Source organism: Leisingera sp. UBA4491, assembly GCF_002388965.1.
Lineage (GTDB): Bacteria > Pseudomonadota > Alphaproteobacteria > Rhodobacterales > Rhodobacteraceae > Leisingera > Leisingera aquaemixtae.
In genome coordinates, this window is sequence record NZ_DGNN01000004.1 from 53633 (window position 1) to 67220 (window position 13588).

General features: G+C 64.6%; 17 protein-coding genes. 13 read left to right on the plus strand and 4 right to left on the minus strand.

Translation table 11 applies throughout. From position 1 onward, the window contains the following. Window positions 1–66 precede the first annotated feature (66 nt). Window positions 67–528 carry a c-type cytochrome gene (locus B2P87_RS01265; RefSeq protein WP_141891443.1) on the plus strand — a complete coding sequence of 154 codons (462 nt, stop codon included), beginning with the start codon at window positions 67–69 and terminating at the stop codon, window positions 526–528. A 65-nt stretch (window positions 529–593) separates the two neighbouring features. Here the strand turns inward: B2P87_RS01265 and B2P87_RS01270 are convergent, their stop codons facing one another. After that, window positions 594–1163, minus strand: a complete 570-nt coding sequence (locus B2P87_RS01270) for an NYN domain-containing protein (RefSeq protein WP_008555764.1) — start codon at window positions 1161–1163, stop codon at window positions 594–596. Window positions 1164–1300: 137 nt separating this feature from the next. Here B2P87_RS01270 and folK point away from each other — a divergent pair, with 137 nt between their 5' ends. From folK to rnc, 9 genes are all read left to right on the plus strand, one after another. Next, window positions 1301–1870: a 2-amino-4-hydroxy-6-hydroxymethyldihydropteridine diphosphokinase gene (gene folK / locus B2P87_RS01275; protein ID WP_141891442.1), complete on the plus strand. Its 570-nt coding sequence runs from the start codon at window positions 1301–1303 to the stop codon at window positions 1868–1870. 94 nt (window positions 1871–1964) lie between these two features. Further along, window positions 1965–2318 carry a DNA-directed RNA polymerase subunit omega gene (rpoZ, locus tag B2P87_RS01280; RefSeq protein ID WP_058286497.1) on the plus strand — a complete coding sequence of 118 codons (354 nt, stop codon included), beginning with the start codon at window positions 1965–1967 and terminating at the stop codon, window positions 2316–2318. A gap of 38 nt (window positions 2319–2356) precedes the next feature. Further along, on the plus strand, window positions 2357–4492 hold the full coding sequence (locus B2P87_RS01285; protein ID WP_058286498.1) for a RelA/SpoT family protein: 2136 nt from the start codon (window positions 2357–2359) through the stop codon (window positions 4490–4492). A 42-nt stretch (window positions 4493–4534) separates the two neighbouring features. Then, the gene (locus B2P87_RS01290) at window positions 4535–5176 is read left to right on the plus strand and encodes a DUF2062 domain-containing protein (RefSeq protein WP_058286499.1); all 642 of its coding nucleotides are present in this window, start codon (window positions 4535–4537) and stop codon (window positions 5174–5176) included. A 106-nt stretch (window positions 5177–5282) separates the two neighbouring features. Further along, on the plus strand, window positions 5283–6029 hold the full coding sequence (locus tag B2P87_RS01295; protein ID WP_141891441.1) for a pyridoxine 5'-phosphate synthase: 747 nt from the start codon (window positions 5283–5285) through the stop codon (window positions 6027–6029). Window positions 6030–6036: 7 nt separating this feature from the next. Continuing rightward, a complete protein-coding gene (locus B2P87_RS01300; RefSeq protein ID WP_141891440.1) occupies window positions 6037–6456 on the plus strand; it encodes an ABZJ_00895 family protein in 420 nt (139 codons plus the stop codon). Further along, window positions 6453–6884 carry a holo-ACP synthase gene (acpS, locus tag B2P87_RS01305; RefSeq protein ID WP_141891439.1) on the plus strand — a complete coding sequence of 144 codons (432 nt, stop codon included), beginning with the start codon at window positions 6453–6455 and terminating at the stop codon, window positions 6882–6884. Before B2P87_RS01300 ends, acpS begins: the two co-directional genes overlap by 4 nt. Window positions 6885–6942: 58 nt before the next feature. Then, window positions 6943–7779: a signal peptidase I gene (lepB, locus tag B2P87_RS01310; protein WP_058286503.1), complete on the plus strand. Its 837-nt coding sequence runs from the start codon at window positions 6943–6945 to the stop codon at window positions 7777–7779. Beyond that, window positions 7776–8453 carry a ribonuclease III gene (rnc, locus tag B2P87_RS01315; RefSeq protein ID WP_141891438.1) on the plus strand — a complete coding sequence of 226 codons (678 nt, stop codon included), beginning with the start codon at window positions 7776–7778 and terminating at the stop codon, window positions 8451–8453. The genes lepB and rnc overlap by 4 nt, the downstream gene beginning before the upstream one ends. A gap of 2 nt (window positions 8454–8455) precedes the next feature. Here rnc and B2P87_RS01320 read toward each other — a convergent pair whose 3' ends face one another. After that, window positions 8456–9838, minus strand: coding sequence for a multicopper oxidase family protein (locus tag B2P87_RS01320; RefSeq protein WP_141891437.1), 1383 nt, complete (start codon window positions 9836–9838; stop codon window positions 8456–8458). Between the two features lie 201 nt (window positions 9839–10039). On the opposite strand from B2P87_RS01320, the gene era reads away from it, so the two are divergent. From era to recO, 3 genes are all read left to right on the plus strand, one after another. Next, window positions 10040–10945, plus strand: a complete 906-nt coding sequence (gene era, locus B2P87_RS01325; RefSeq protein WP_058286506.1) for a GTPase Era — start codon at window positions 10040–10042, stop codon at window positions 10943–10945. An 88-nt stretch (window positions 10946–11033) separates the two neighbouring features. Next, the gene (locus tag B2P87_RS01330; RefSeq protein WP_008557039.1) at window positions 11034–11363 is read left to right on the plus strand and encodes a DUF1491 family protein; all 330 of its coding nucleotides are present in this window, start codon (window positions 11034–11036) and stop codon (window positions 11361–11363) included. A 69-nt stretch (window positions 11364–11432) separates the two neighbouring features. Next, window positions 11433–12158 (plus strand): DNA repair protein RecO, encoded by a 726-nt coding sequence (recO, locus tag B2P87_RS01335; protein ID WP_141891436.1) that lies wholly within the window; start codon window positions 11433–11435, stop codon window positions 12156–12158. On the opposite strand, the gene B2P87_RS01340 is transcribed toward recO, so the two are convergent. Continuing rightward, entirely contained in the window at window positions 12142–12534 is a 393-nt protein-coding gene (locus B2P87_RS01340) for an META domain-containing protein (protein ID WP_141891435.1), read from the minus strand. The two genes, recO and B2P87_RS01340, sit on opposite strands and share 17 nt — an antisense overlap. Before the next feature lie 327 nt (window positions 12535–12861). Next, a complete protein-coding gene (locus B2P87_RS01345) occupies window positions 12862–13476 on the minus strand; it encodes an SGNH/GDSL hydrolase family protein (RefSeq protein ID WP_333869431.1) in 615 nt (204 codons plus the stop codon). Window positions 13477–13588: the final 112 nt, after the last annotated feature.

Below are 13588 nucleotides of genomic sequence, written 5' to 3' on the forward strand. Positions count from 1 at the left end.
ATTGGAGGTTCCCGCGGGGGAAGGCGGCAAAAGCCCGCCGTGGACAGCAACAGGCATGGGGCCGGCATGAAGAAGGTGGTTGCCGTTACCGCTGCGGCCGGGTTGGCGGCGGCCGGGTATTACTGGCTGGCGGAGAGCGGCCCGCAGGCCGCCGGGATCCTGCCCTATCAGGATCCGGAAGCCGTGGCCTTGGGCCAGGCGGTGTATCTGGACCAATGCGCCAGCTGCCACGGAGCGGACCTGCAAGGCGAGCCCGATTGGCAGGACCGGGACAGCGAGGGCTACCTGCCGGCGCCGCCGCAGGACGAAAGCGGCCACACCTGGCATCACCCGGACGCGCAGCTGCTGGACATCACACGGCGCGGCGTTGCGGAGGTGGTCGGCAACGGCTACCGCAGCCGCATGGGCGGCTTCGCCGGTGTGCTGACGGAGGAGGAAATGCTGGCAGTGCTGGCCTACATCAAGAGCCGCTGGCCAGCGGAAGTGATTGCCCGCCACAACCAGATAAACAGCCAAGCAGACAACTGATCAGGTCCGGAGAAGGCGCCGCCCCATCAGGCGCCTCGCTCCGGGTATCAGGCGGCTGCTTGCGCTCAACCGTGCGCGACCGTTGCCGAACGCTGGTCGCTCTGCTCGCGCGGCGGGCGGCCGATCACGTCGCGCAGCTCTTCCAGCTCGATGAAATTATCGGCCTGGCGGCGCAGGTCGTCAGAGATCATCGGCGGCTGGCTGCGGATGGTAGACACCACCGAAACCCGCACGCCCTGGCGCTGGAGGCTGGCAATCAGCGGGCGGAAGTCCCCATCGCCCGAGAACAGCACGATATGGTCCACACGCGGCGCCAGCTCCATGGCATCGACGGTCAATTCGATATCCATGTTGCCTTTGACTTTGCGGCGGCCCAGGCTGTCGGTGTATTCCTTGGCCGGTTTGGTGACCATGGTGAAGCCGTTGTAATGCAGCCAGTCCACCAGCGGCCTGATCGGCGAATACTCGTCATTTTCCAGCAGAGCGGTGTAATAAAAGGCGCGCAGCAACTTGCCGCGGCGCATGAATTCCTGCCGCAGAAGCTTATAGTCGATGTCAAACCCGAGCGCCTTGGCCGCGGCGTACAGATTCGACCCGTCTATGAACAGCGCAAGCCGTTCGTCTTTGTAAAACATCAAATGTTCCTTCCGGTATATCCGCCTCAGCCTTGAGTTCCGTGAGTGTGAGCTTGAAAACGGCGAAACGGGTGGACTTAATGTAAGTTATTTGTCATCTGCCGCAAGTATACTGCCATTCTGAAATAGGGTCAAAAATGGCCGGAAACCGGAAACTGTCGCTGATCGCACTTGGCGGTAACCTGCCTGCTGACGCTAGTGCGCCGGAAGTCACATTGTCAAAGGCCATCGCCGCTTTGCAGGCTGAGGGTATCAGGCTGCGCAGCGTCTCGCGGTTCTTTCGCACGCCCTGTTTTCCGGCCGGTGCCGGCCCGGATTATGTAAACGCCGCTGTCGCGGTGGAAACTTCTCTGTCCGCTGATGCCCTGCTGGCACGTCTGCATGAGATCGAGGCGCAGTTTGCCCGGGTGCGGGAACAGCGCTGGGGAATGCGCACGCTGGATCTGGATCTGCTGGACCACGGCGGCGCGGTGCTGCCGGATGCAGCAGGATACCGCCGCTGGCAGGGGCTGCCGCTGGAACGCCAGATGCAGGAGGCGCCGGGGCAGATCATCCTGCCGCATCCGCGCATCCAGGACCGCGTCTTTGTGCTGGTGCCGCTGCAAGACATCGCGCCGCGCTGGCGCCACCCGGTCTTGCAGAAAACCGCGTCCGAAATGCTGGCGGAACTGCCGCCGGAAGAGGCGGCTGAAGTGTGCCCTCTGTAGCGCGCGCGATGCGGTGTTTTCCGCCCTTGTCAAGAGAAAGATTTGGGCGTAGAAGTCTGCCTTCTGGACCAGGAATTGAATTGGAGAGTCGCTGATGGCCCGCGTGACGGTTGAAGATTGCGTCGATAAAGTGCCCAACCGCTTTGAGCTGGTGATGCTGGCTGCGCACCGTGCCCGCGAAATCTCGGCTGGTGCCCCGATCACTGTCGAGCGTGACAACGACAAGAACCCGGTTGTGTCCCTGCGCGAGATCGCCGAAGAGACCCAGAGCGCGGACGAGCTGCGCGAGCGTCTGATCGAGAGCAACCAGACCCAGATCGAGGTTGACGAGCCGGAAGAGGATTCCATGGCTCTGCTGATGGGCGCGGACCACGACAAGCCCGCTGAAGACGACATGTCGGAAGAGAAACTGCTGCGCGCGCTGATGGAGGCCCAGGGCCAGGGCTGAGGCGCGCGTTCCGAGAATTTTGAGGCTGCGGACCGGACATGATATCCCCTGACGACCTGATTGCTCTGGTCCGCAACTACAACCCCAAGACCAATGCAGCACGGATCGCAGAGGCTTATGCCTTTGGCGAGAAGATGCATGAGGGGCAGTTCCGCCACTCGGGCGAGCCCTATTTCACGCATCCTGTGGCGGTGGCCGCGATCCTGACTGAACAGCGGCTGGATGATGCAACCATCATCACCGCGCTGCTGCATGACACCATCGAAGACACCAAGGCGAACTACGAAGAAGTCGCCCGCCGTTTTGGCGGCGAGGTGGCGATGCTGGTCGATGGCGTCACCAAGCTGACCAACCTGCAGCTCAGCAGCCGCGAGACCAAGCAGGCTGAAAACTTCCGCAAGCTGTTCATGGCGATGTCCAAGGATCTGCGGGTGATCCTGGTGAAGCTTGCCGACCGTCTGCACAACATGCGCACCATCAAGGCGATGCGCCCCGAGAAGCAGGCCCAGAAGGCGCGCGAGACCATGGATATCTATGCGCCGCTGGCGGGCCGCATGGGGATGCAGTGGATGCGCGAGGAGCTGGAGGATCTGGCCTTCCGCGTGCTGAACCCGGAAGGGCGGCAGTCGATCATCCGCCGCTTTGTGACCCTGCAGCGCGAAACCGGCGACGTGATCCACCGGATCACCGGCGACATGCGGCTGGAGCTGGAGAAGGCCGGGATCGAGGCGGAGGTGTTTGGCCGTGCCAAGAAACCCTATTCGATCTGGCGCAAGATGCAGGCCAAGGATCAGGGCTTCTCGCGGCTGTCGGACATCTACGGTTTCCGGGTGATCACCGGATCCGAAGAAGACGCCTACCGTGCGCTGGGTGCCATTCATCAGCGCTGGCGGGCCGTGCCGGGCCGCTTCAAGGACTATATCAGCCAGCCGAAATCCAACGGCTACCGTTCAATCCACACCACGGTGTCGGGCCGCGACGGCAAGCGGGTTGAGGTGCAGATCCGCACCCGCCAGATGCACGATGTGGCCGAAACCGGCGTTGCGGCGCATTGGTCCTACCGCGACGGGGTGCGCTCGGAAAACCCCTTTGCCGTCGATCCGGCCAAGTGGATTGCCTCGCTGACTGAACAGTTTGACGCCGAGGACGATCACGACGAATTCCTCGAAGCCGTGAAGCTTGAGATGTATTCGGATCAGGTGTTCTGCTTCACTCCCAAGGGCGACGTGATCAAGCTGCCCAAGGGCGCGACGCCGATCGACTTTGCCTATGCCATTCACACCCGCATCGGCCATGCCTGCGTCGGGGCCAAGGTGGACGGGATCCGGGTGCCGCTGTGGACCCGGCTGCGCAACGGCCAATCGGTAGATGTGATCACCGCCGAGGGCCAGACCCCGCAGGTCAGCTGGCTGGAGATCGCCACCACCGGCAAGGCCCGCACATCCATCCGCCGCGCCCTGCGCGAAGCTGATCGGGCGCGGTTTGTGAAGCTGGGGCATGAACTTGCGCGTTCGGCGTTTGAGCATGTTGGCAAGAAGGCGACGGACAAGGCGCTGGAAACCGCGGCCCGCGCGCTGCGCGCCAGCGGCGTGAACGAGCTGCTTGCACGGCTGGGCGCGGCCGAGATCACCGCGCATGATGTGGTGCAGTCGGTCTATCCTGAACTGACCACCTCCGGCGATGGCGACGAAATCTCACCCCGCCGGGCGGTGATCGGCCTGGAACCGGGGCAGAGCTTTGAGCGCGCGCCCTGCTGCCAGCCGCTGCCGGGCGAGCGCATCATCGGCATCACCTACCGCGGCCGCGGCGTGGTGGTGCATGCCGCCGACTGCGACAAGCTGGGCGAGTTCGAGGACCAGCCGGAGCGCTGGATGGACGTGCATTGGCACAGCGGCACCCATCCGGCAGCTTATGGCACCACGCTGGAACTGACCATCGGCAATGATGCCGGGGTGCTGGGGCGCATTTGCACATTGATCGGCGAGAAAAAGGCCAATATCTCGGACCTTGAATTTGTTGACAGGAAACCAGACTTTTACCGGCTTATGATCAATGTGGAGCTGCGGGATGTGGAGCAGCTGCACTCGCTGATGCTGACGCTTGAGGCGGAAAGCGATGTTGCCGCGGTGGCGCGGTTCCGGAACAAGCCGGAAGAACGCCATTTTCCGGGGTAAGCCGCTGAAACTCTGAGCCGGAACTGGGAAGGACGGACAGCTTTGGTATTCAGGCGCCGGGACAGACGTTCGCCCCTCCGGGCGCTGGCGGACTTCGTCTGGCCGCGCGGCGGCTGGGGCCGGGCCTTCCTGTACGTGAAACACCGGGTGCGGCGGCTGCCCGATTCGCCCGAGCGCATCGCCCGCGGGATCTGGGCCGGGGTATTCACCACCTTCACGCCTTTTTACGGCATGCATTTCCTGGTGGCGGCGATCATCGCGCGGCTGATGAACGGCAATATCCTGGCCTCGCTCAGCGCCACCTTCTTTGGCAACCCGCTGACCTACGTGCCGATCGGGGTCGCCAGCCTGCAAACCGGTCATTGGCTCTTGGGCACCGAGTTCGACGAGGAAGTCGACAAGTCTCTGGCGGGCAAGTTTCTGGCCGCGGGCGCCGACCTGAAGGACAACCTGTTTGCGCTGTTCATGGACAAGCCCGCCGACTGGCAGGGGCTGCACCTGTTCTATAACGAGGTGTTTTATCCCTACATGATCGGCGGCATCATCCCGGGCATCATCAGCGCCACGGTCTGCTATATGCTCAGCCTGCCGGTGATCCGCGTTTATCAGCAGCGCCGCCGGGCCAAGATCAAGGCCAAGTTCGAGGCGATCAAGCAGCGTGCCGAAGTCAGCACCGGCTCCTGAGCCGCGCTGCCGGATTGTACCATTATCGCTTGCAGGGTTGCTCTTGCCCGCCGTCTGTCTAGTCTTTGGCTCAAGGCTTTTACTTCAGACGGATGAGAGACCTCTCATGACACAGAACCAACTGCGCCTGGGCGTGAACATCGACCATGTCGCCACCGTGCGCAATGCCCGCGGCGGCGCTTATCCGGACCCGGTCCGCGCCGCAAAGCTGGCGGAGGAGGCAGGCGCAGACGGCATCACCGCCCACCTGCGCGAAGACCGCCGCCACATCACCGACGCTGACATCGACGGGCTGATGGACGCGCTGAGCGTGCCGCTGAACTTCGAAATGGCGGCGACGGAGGAAATGCAGAAGATCGCCCTGCGCCACAAGCCGCACGCGGTCTGCATCGTGCCGGAAAAGCGCGAGGAGCGCACCACCGAGGGCGGGCTGGAAGTGGCGCGCGAGGAAAACCGCCTGGCGCATTACATCGCGCCGCTGCGCGCGGCGGGCTGCCGGGTGTCGATCTTCATTGCTGCCGACCGCAAGCAGATCGAGGCTGCGCACCGGATCGGGGCCGAGGTGATCGAACTGCACACCGGCGCCTATTGCGACTTCCACGCCGAGGGCAAGCTTGCAGAGCGCGACCGCGAGCTGGAGGCCCTGCGGGAGATGTCTGCCTATGCCCATTCGCTGGGGCTGGAGGTGCATGCGGGCCATGGCCTCACCTATGAGACCGTGCAGCCGGTTGCGGCCTTTCCGGAGGTGAAGGAACTGAACATCGGCCACTTCCTGATCGGCGAAGCGATCTTTCGCGGCCTGACCCCGGCGGTGCAGGAGATGCGCCGCCTGATGGATGAAGCGCGGGGGTGACGGGGCGATGCACGTCAATCTGATCCGCTACGGGCTCTTGTGGATGGCGGCCTCTGCCGGGATGCTGCTGCTGGGTCTGCTGCTGGCGCAGTTTGGGGCCGGGATGCCGGCCGGGCTGGCAACCGTGCTGCCGCCGATGTTTGCCGCCGTGCTGGAAGGGATGCGCATTGCGCAGGCCACCCGGGCACCTCTGGCGGGCAGGGCGGCCTGGGTCAACGCGGCAGCAATGACCGGGGTTGTGGCGGTGCTAACGGCTGTGCAGCTGCCGCTTTACTGGAATAATCCGGTGGTGGCCGAGGCACGGCAAACGATTCCGGTCCTGTTCCTGGCAGGTGTTTGTTTGCTGCTGCTGGCGGTCATCCTGATGGTCAACCGGCTGTTTCTGGGCCATGGCATCAAGCTGGGTTTGAAACGGCTGGAAGAATGATCCTGGGTGTCGGAACCGATCTTGCCAATATCGAGCGGATCCAGCGGACGCTGGACCGGTTCGGCGACCGGTTCCGGAACCGGGTTTTCACCGAGACGGAGCAGAGAAAGGCCGAGCGCCGCCGTGATGTGGCGGGCACCTATGCCAAGCGCTGGGCCGCCAAGGAGGCCTGCTCGAAGGCGCTGGGCACCGGTCTGCGCATGGGCATCGCCTGGAAGGATATGGCGGTCTCCAACCTGCGCACCGGCCAGCCGGTGATGCATGTGACCGGCTGGGCGGCCGACCGCCTGCGCGAGATGACCCCGCCCGGCCATGAGGCGGTGATCCACGTGACATTGACCGACGACCACCCCTGGGCGCAGGCCTTCGTGGTGATCGAGGCGCGCCCGTCCGCCAGCGACCCGGCGGAATCACCTTCGGGAACTTGACTTGGCCCCCGCAGGCCCGCATGTAGCCCCGGACCCTGTTTCCAAACCGGAGAGCCTGATGACGGCCAAAGCAAAGACCGGCAGTTCGATCCTTGAGACGATCAAGACCATCGTCTACGCGCTGCTGATCGCCGGTGTCTTCCGCACCTTGTTCTTCCAGCCTTTCTGGATTCCGTCCGGATCAATGAAGGAAACCCTGCTGATCGGGGATTTCCTGTTCGTGAACAAGATGGCCTACGGTTATTCCTATGCCTCTTGCCCCAGCGTGCGCATCGGCGCGGTCGGGCTGAACATCGACGCCAAGGACATCTGCGGCTTTCTGGACGGCGACAACACCCGCCTGATGGGCGGCCAGCCGGAGCGCGGCGATGTGGTGGTGTTCCGCCATCCGGTCAACGGCAACGACTTTATCAAGCGGCTGGTCGGCCTGCCGGGTGACAAGATCCAGATGAAGAACGGCGTGCTGTTCATCAACGGCGCCCCGGTCAAGCTGGAAGACGCAGGCCAGTTCGAGGAAGTGATGGAACGCCAGGGGCCGCAGGGCTCCTTCCCGCGCTGCGAAAACGCGCCGGTGGGCCAGGGAGCCATCTGCAAAAAGTCGCGCAAGCTGGAAACCCTGCCGGGCGGCAATGAGCATATCGTGCTCAACATCACCAACCAGGGCATGGACCACACCGGTGTGTATCAGGTTCCGGAAGGGCACTATTTCTTCATGGGCGACAACCGGGACAACTCCTCCGACAGCCGCCTGCCGCAGTCTGCTGGCGGGGTTGGCTTTGTGCCTTTTGAAAACCTGATCGGCCGTGCCGACCGGATCATGTTCTCCTCTGCCGGGCGGTCCATGCTGTATTTCTGGACCTGGCGGAGCGACCGTTTCTTCAAGGGGATCGAGTGAAACTGTCCAAGGAATTGCGTGCGTTCGAGGAACGGATCGGGCATAAATTTGCCCGCCCCGACCTGCTGCAGCGCGCCGTGACCCACGCGTCCGTGTCGTCGTCCAACCGCAAGGACAACCAGCGGCTTGAGTTCCTGGGCGACCGGGTTCTGGGGCTGGTGATGGCGACCGCGCTCCTGGAGCATGACAAGACCGCCACCGAAGGCCAGCTGGCGCCGCGCTTCAACGCGCTGGTGCGCAAGGAAGCTTGCGCCGATGTCGCCAAGGAGATCGACCTTGGCGCGGTGCTCAAGCTGGGCCGCTCTGAAATGATGTCCGGCGGCCGCCGCAAACAGGCCTTGCTGGGCGATGCGATGGAGGCGGTGATTGCCGCCGTTTACAAGGACGCAGGCTTTGACGCGGCTGCGGAGATGATCCTGCGCCTGTGGAGCGGACGCATTCACCAGGTCGAGACCGATGCGCGCGATGCCAAGACCTCGTTGCAGGAATGGGCGCAAGCGCGCGGGCAGAAGGTGCCGACCTACGTCGAGGTGTCCCGCAGCGGCCCGGACCACGCCCCGGTTTTCACCATCGCGGCGCGGCTGCAGGACGGCACCGAGGCACAGGCCACCGCAGGCTCCAAGCGGCAGGCCGAACAAGCTGCCGCCAAGGCGCTGCTGGAACAGCTCGGCTAGGTTCAGACCACCCGGATATAGCCCGCAAGCCCGGTCTTCTGATGCTCGATCACATGGCAGTGGAAGGCCCAGTCGCCTGGATTGTCGGCGACCAGCGCAATCTCGGCCACCTCGTCCTTCAGCAGCAGCAGGGTGTCCGTCACCAGGGCCGGCAGCCTGCGCAGGTTCGAGCGGAGCGGCACAAACGCCAGCCCGTGCAGATGGATCGGATGCAGGTTGGGCGATTCATTTCTGAGCCGCAGCACATAGCTCTTGCCGCGCTCCAGCACCGCCAGCGGCCCGGTGCCCTTGGCGGCATCGCCGGCCCAGGGCGTGCGGTTGATCGACCAGAAACTGTAACCCATCGAGCCGCAATAACCGTCGTTCGGCGCCCCGCCCTCCGGTGTCCAGCCGAACACGAAATCATGCACTTCTGCGTTTGCCAGATCCGGCCGGGAAACCGGATTCGGCGGCAGAGGCTTCAACTCCCGCAGATCCCGCGCCAGGTCCGCGCCAATGGCCCGCATCCGCGCCATGGTGCGGGCGGGCTGCCCCGGCAGTTCCGCCAGAAGATCCACTGTCTGCCCCTCATCCGCAGGCATCCGCACCGCGAAATCCACCCGCTGACCGGGACCGGCCAGCAAGGGCTCCTGCGCTGAGGGCAGGGGGATGCCCAAATCCACCGGATGCCCGTCCCAGGCAATGATCCGCGCCTGATCCGTGCTCAGATGCAGCTTGTAGATCCGCGTGGTGTCCGTGTTCACCACCCGGAGCCGCACCAGCCCGCCCGCCGGGTGATCATAGACCGGCGCCTGCAGCCAGTTCGCCGTCAGCACATTGCCGTGCGTCCCGCCGCGGGCCGCCCCGCGCGCCGTGTAATAGGGCAGGAACGCGCCCTGATCATCCAGCCGGAAATCCCGCAGGTTGATGGCCTGATCACCGTCGAAACCGGGGTCTTCCGCCTCCCGGATCACCATAACCCCGGTCAGCCCGTGCGCCATCTGCGCCATTGTCATGCAGTGCGGATGATACCAGTAGGTGCCGGCATCCGGCGGGGTGAATTCGTAGTCAAACGACTCGCCGCCCGCGATCGGCATCTGGGTCAGATAGGGCACCCCGTCCATCGCATTGGCAATCCGCAGCCCGTGCCAGTGCATCGCGGTGTAATCTTCGGTGCCATTCTGCACCCGCAGCCGCATGGGTTTGCCTTGCGTCCCGTACAGCACCGGCGGCGGCGCGTCCGGTGACAGGCTCACCAGACCCTCGGTCGGCGTCTCACGGAAAGCGAAACTGGCAGGCTGGATGATAAGCCGCTGCGCCTCACCGGCAGCCGCCAAGCTCCAACCGCCCGAGCCAAGCGCCCCTGCAGTTGCAGCTGTTCCCAGCAGAAAGTCACGGCGATTCATCAGGCAAGCCCCTTTATGTGTACTCTAAGAAAGGCCTGGCTCGCGGTGTGGCTTGGCGCTGCGGGTCTCCCACGGGATCTGCCACAGGTCTTTGACATAGGGCAAGCCTGTGCGACGCTGTCCCAAGCCCCGTGAAAACGCCTCTGGCCCCTGTGGGTAAAATCCTGTAGGGGATCGGCTCTGCAAACAGGACCAGTACAGATGACCACACGCGCCGGATTCGTTGCCCTGATCGGAGAGCCCAACGCGGGCAAGTCGACCCTTCTGAACCGCATGGTCGGGGCCAAGGTCTCGATCGTGACCCATAAGGTGCAGACCACCCGCGCCCGCATCCGCGGCGTGGCGATGGAGGGCGACGCGCAGCTGGTGTTCGTCGATACCCCCGGCCTGTTCAAGCCGCGCCGCCGCCTGGACCGGGCGATGGTGGCCGCCGCCTGGGGCGGCGCTGCGGACGCTGACGTTGTCGTGCTGATGGTCGAGGCCCACCGCGGCATCACCGAAGGCGTCGAAACCATCCTCGAAGGCCTCGCGGAGATCGGCGAAGGCCGCACCGTGGCGCTGGCGATCAACAAGATCGACAAGGTGCCCGCGGAAAAGCTTCTGGGCTTGGCCCAAAACCTGAACAGCCGCTACGCATTCGCCGAAACCTTCATGATCTCGGCAGAGCGCGGCCATGGCGTCGATGACCTGCGCAAATGGCTGGCGGGGAAGCTGCCGGAAAGCCCCTGGCTCTACCCCGAAGACCAGATCGCCGACCTGCCGATGCGGATGATCGCGGCGGAAATGACCCGCGAAAAGCTGACCCTGCGCCTGCACCAGGAACTGCCCTACCAGCTGACCGTCGAGACCGAGAAATGGGAAGAGCGCAAGGACGGCTCCGCCCGGGTCGACCAGATCATCTATGTGGTCCGCGACGGCCACAAGGGGATCGTTCTGGGCAAGCGCGGCGAGACGATCAAATCCGTCTCCCAGGCTGCCCGCGCCGAGCTGGAGGAATTCCTGGGCCGCAAGGTGCATCTGTTCCTGCAGGTGAAGGTGCGCCCGAACTGGCTGGAAGAGGCGGAGCGCTATTCTGAAATGGGCCTCGACTTCAAGGACGGCAATTGACGCTGCCCGTGCTTTTCAACTTTCCAAAAGTACTCCCGCCGGAGGCTCCCGCACTCGCCTTTGGCGCTGACGCAGGCGAGGGCGCGGCATGACCCGCCTCACCGCCCGCTTCTGGGTGGATGCCTACCTGGCCCGGCTGCGGTTTCAGGACATCCCGGCCTTCATCACCGCGCATGGCGACGACACCGCAGGCGCGGTGCTGGTCAAGCTCAACACGCTCGACGGCCAGGCCCGCGCCTTTCACCGCACCTACGACCTGATGAGCGGCAACCGCAAATGGGATGAACTGTCCGCCGGCGCCGAGACCGAGGTCGACGCCTCCATCCGCCGCCAGCGCGAGTTCGACCCCGATCTCTGGGTGGTCGAGGTCGAGGACCGGCAGGGCCGCCACCTGCTGGACGAACCCGGCCTCGAATGACCCTGCCGCTTGCAGCCCATCCGGCAATGCGCTCAGGTAGGGCAGGCCGCAGGACAGGGAGGCAGGGCGTTGGAGTGGCGTGATCACGGCATATTGCTTTCGGTGCGCCGTCACGGCGAAAGCTCCGCCATCATCGACGTCTTTACCGAAGGCCACGGCCGCCATGCGGGCGTTGTGCGCGGCGGCGCCGGCCGCCGGATGGCCCCTATCCTGCAGCCCGGCGCACAGCTGGATGTGACTTGGCGGGCGCGGCTGGAGGATCACCTGGGCAGCTACCATGCCGAACCCCTGCGCAGCCGGGCTGCCGCTGCGCTCTCCGGGCGGCTGGCGCTGGCCGGGCTCAACACCGTGACGGCGCTCTTGTCCTTTTGCCTGCCGGAGCGGGAACCGCATCCGGACCTCTATTCCCGCAGCGAACAGCTGCTCGACCTTCTCGGGAACGAAGACCTCTGGCCGCTGGCCTATTTGCGCTGGGAGCTGGCGCTGCTGGAGGAGATGGGCTTTGGCTTGGACCTGTCGGCCTGCGCCGTGACCGGCAGCCGCTTCGGTCTGGCTTACGTGTCGCCGAAAACCGGCCGGGCTGTTTCACGTGAAGGCGCAGGCGACTGGGCGGACCGGCTGCTGCCGCTGCCGCCGGTGATGCTGGGCCAGGGCAACGCTGACGATACCGAAATCGTTCAAGCCCTGCGTACCACTGGCTACTTCCTGGAGGCGCACCTGGCGCCGTCGCTTGGCAACCATCCTCTGCCCGAGGCGCGCGGGCGGCTCATGGACCAGCTCAGCCGCCGTCTTTGAACAGCATCTCGCGGCCCGCCTCGTTGCTGAGGATCAGCACATCGCCCGACACCTCCGCCAGCGTCATCTCCTGCAGGGCATGGAGGAACGCGGCCTCAGCCTCCAGTTCCGGGCAGGCAGCGCGCGTCACCGCCAGCGGCCCGGTTTCAAACCACGGATAGGGGGCATTCTGGCTGCCTTGGAGACTGTTGCAAGGACCGCGGCCGGCGATCCTGCCCGGTTCCGGAAACGTCAGGTGCGCGGAGGCTGGAAAGGCTGCACCATCGATGCTCTGGAGCTGCCACATCTTGCCTGCGGCGCCATAGGCCGACAGGCTCTCATCCCTAGCGCAGGCGTTTGCAAGCAGCAGGGAACCGATCAGGGCAGCGCGCAGCATCAAGACCTCCAGCAATAGCGTCTCAATTCAATTTGGGACGCGGCAGCGCCCCGCACAAGCAAAGCCTGCAGCAGGTGCTCCCGCCCGCCGCCGCGGCATTGGAAATGCCTTGCGCCCGTTGGGCCCGGCGCCGCGCAGTGCGCGGCGCCTGCCGTGTCATTCCGGCGAAGCACTGCCGCGCCGTGCGCAGCACGGCGCCCGGCCCAACGCCTCAGGCGCATTCCAGGAATGCGCCGCAAGGGGGCGGGAGCAGACCCCTTCAGTTTGTGCGGATGATCTCGGCGCCCTTGCGGCCGATCTCGCGGCTGGCCTTGATCGAGGGGTGGATCATGTCCGCGCGTGGTAGGAGCGGTCGCCGTGGGCCACCATGTCCTTGTTCGACACAAAGAAGATACCTTCATCCTGTGCCGCCAGACGGGTGATGCGGGCTTCCAGCGCGTTGCCCTCGTCCCGGCAATGCTCGATCAGCGACCCCACCCCGGGGCTGCGCAGATAGCCGACGTAGACCACCTTGGCCCCGGTCGCGCGCAGCTCGGCCAGCATGCCCGGGATCGCCCCGCTCTGTCCGTCTGAAGAGATCAGCTTGTCCATCTTGCGGTTGCAGGCAAAACAGCCGCAGCCCAGCCACAGGTCATTGCCGCCGCCGTTCACGATCACCCAGTCCCATTTTCCGGGCGTGTACTGCTTGCCGATGTTCATGCCCGCAGCACCGGAAATCGGCAGCTTGTAGAGGATCCGCGCGGCAGAAACAGACCTGTCCACCACCGGTTCCTGCAGCTCCTGCGCCACCCTGTCCGGAATGGATCTGCCTGCCAGGCTGTGCCAGGCCAGAAGCGAATCCCCCATGGCCAGAATACGTGCGGACTGGCCCTCGGGCACGGTCTCACCGCAGGCGGGCAGCAAAAGCAGAAATGGCAGAAGCAGGCAGCGCAGGAATGTCATGGCTCCTTAGCTAAACAGATTTTGCCCGGGAGCGAACACCCTATACAGAAAACAGGCTATTTCTGCGCAGCGGTTTCAGGCCGGACGCATACCGGGCGGGCTCCGGACGCAC

Excerpts from the sequence above, each read along its gene's own strand:
- B2P87_RS01265 (WP_141891443.1), top strand. The coding sequence starts at position 67 with ATGAAGAAGGTGGTTGCCGTTACCGCTGCGGCCGGGTTGGCGGCGGCC.
- B2P87_RS01270 (WP_008555764.1), bottom strand. The coding sequence starts at position 1,163 with ATGTTTTACAAAGACGAACGGCTTGCGCTGTTCATAGACGGGTCGAAT.
- folK (WP_141891442.1), top strand. The coding sequence starts at position 1,301 with ATGGCCGGAAACCGGAAACTGTCGCTGATCGCACTTGGCGGTAACCTG.
- rpoZ (WP_058286497.1), top strand. The coding sequence starts at position 1,965 with ATGGCCCGCGTGACGGTTGAAGATTGCGTCGATAAAGTGCCCAACCGC.
- B2P87_RS01285 (WP_058286498.1), top strand. The coding sequence starts at position 2,357 with ATGATATCCCCTGACGACCTGATTGCTCTGGTCCGCAACTACAACCCC.
- B2P87_RS01295 (WP_141891441.1), top strand. The coding sequence starts at position 5,283 with ATGACACAGAACCAACTGCGCCTGGGCGTGAACATCGACCATGTCGCC.
- B2P87_RS01300 (WP_141891440.1), top strand. The coding sequence starts at position 6,037 with ATGCACGTCAATCTGATCCGCTACGGGCTCTTGTGGATGGCGGCCTCT.
- acpS (WP_141891439.1), top strand. The coding sequence starts at position 6,453 with ATGATCCTGGGTGTCGGAACCGATCTTGCCAATATCGAGCGGATCCAG.
- lepB (WP_058286503.1), top strand. The coding sequence starts at position 6,943 with ATGACGGCCAAAGCAAAGACCGGCAGTTCGATCCTTGAGACGATCAAG.
- B2P87_RS01320 (WP_141891437.1), bottom strand. The coding sequence starts at position 9,838 with ATGAATCGCCGTGACTTTCTGCTGGGAACAGCTGCAACTGCAGGGGCG.
- era (WP_058286506.1), top strand. The coding sequence starts at position 10,040 with ATGACCACACGCGCCGGATTCGTTGCCCTGATCGGAGAGCCCAACGCG.
- B2P87_RS01330 (WP_008557039.1), top strand. The coding sequence starts at position 11,034 with ATGACCCGCCTCACCGCCCGCTTCTGGGTGGATGCCTACCTGGCCCGG.
- B2P87_RS01340 (WP_141891435.1), bottom strand. The coding sequence starts at position 12,534 with ATGCTGCGCGCTGCCCTGATCGGTTCCCTGCTGCTTGCAAACGCCTGC.
- B2P87_RS01345 (WP_333869431.1), bottom strand. The coding sequence starts at position 13,476 with ATGACATTCCTGCGCTGCCTGCTTCTGCCATTTCTGCTTTTGCTGCCC.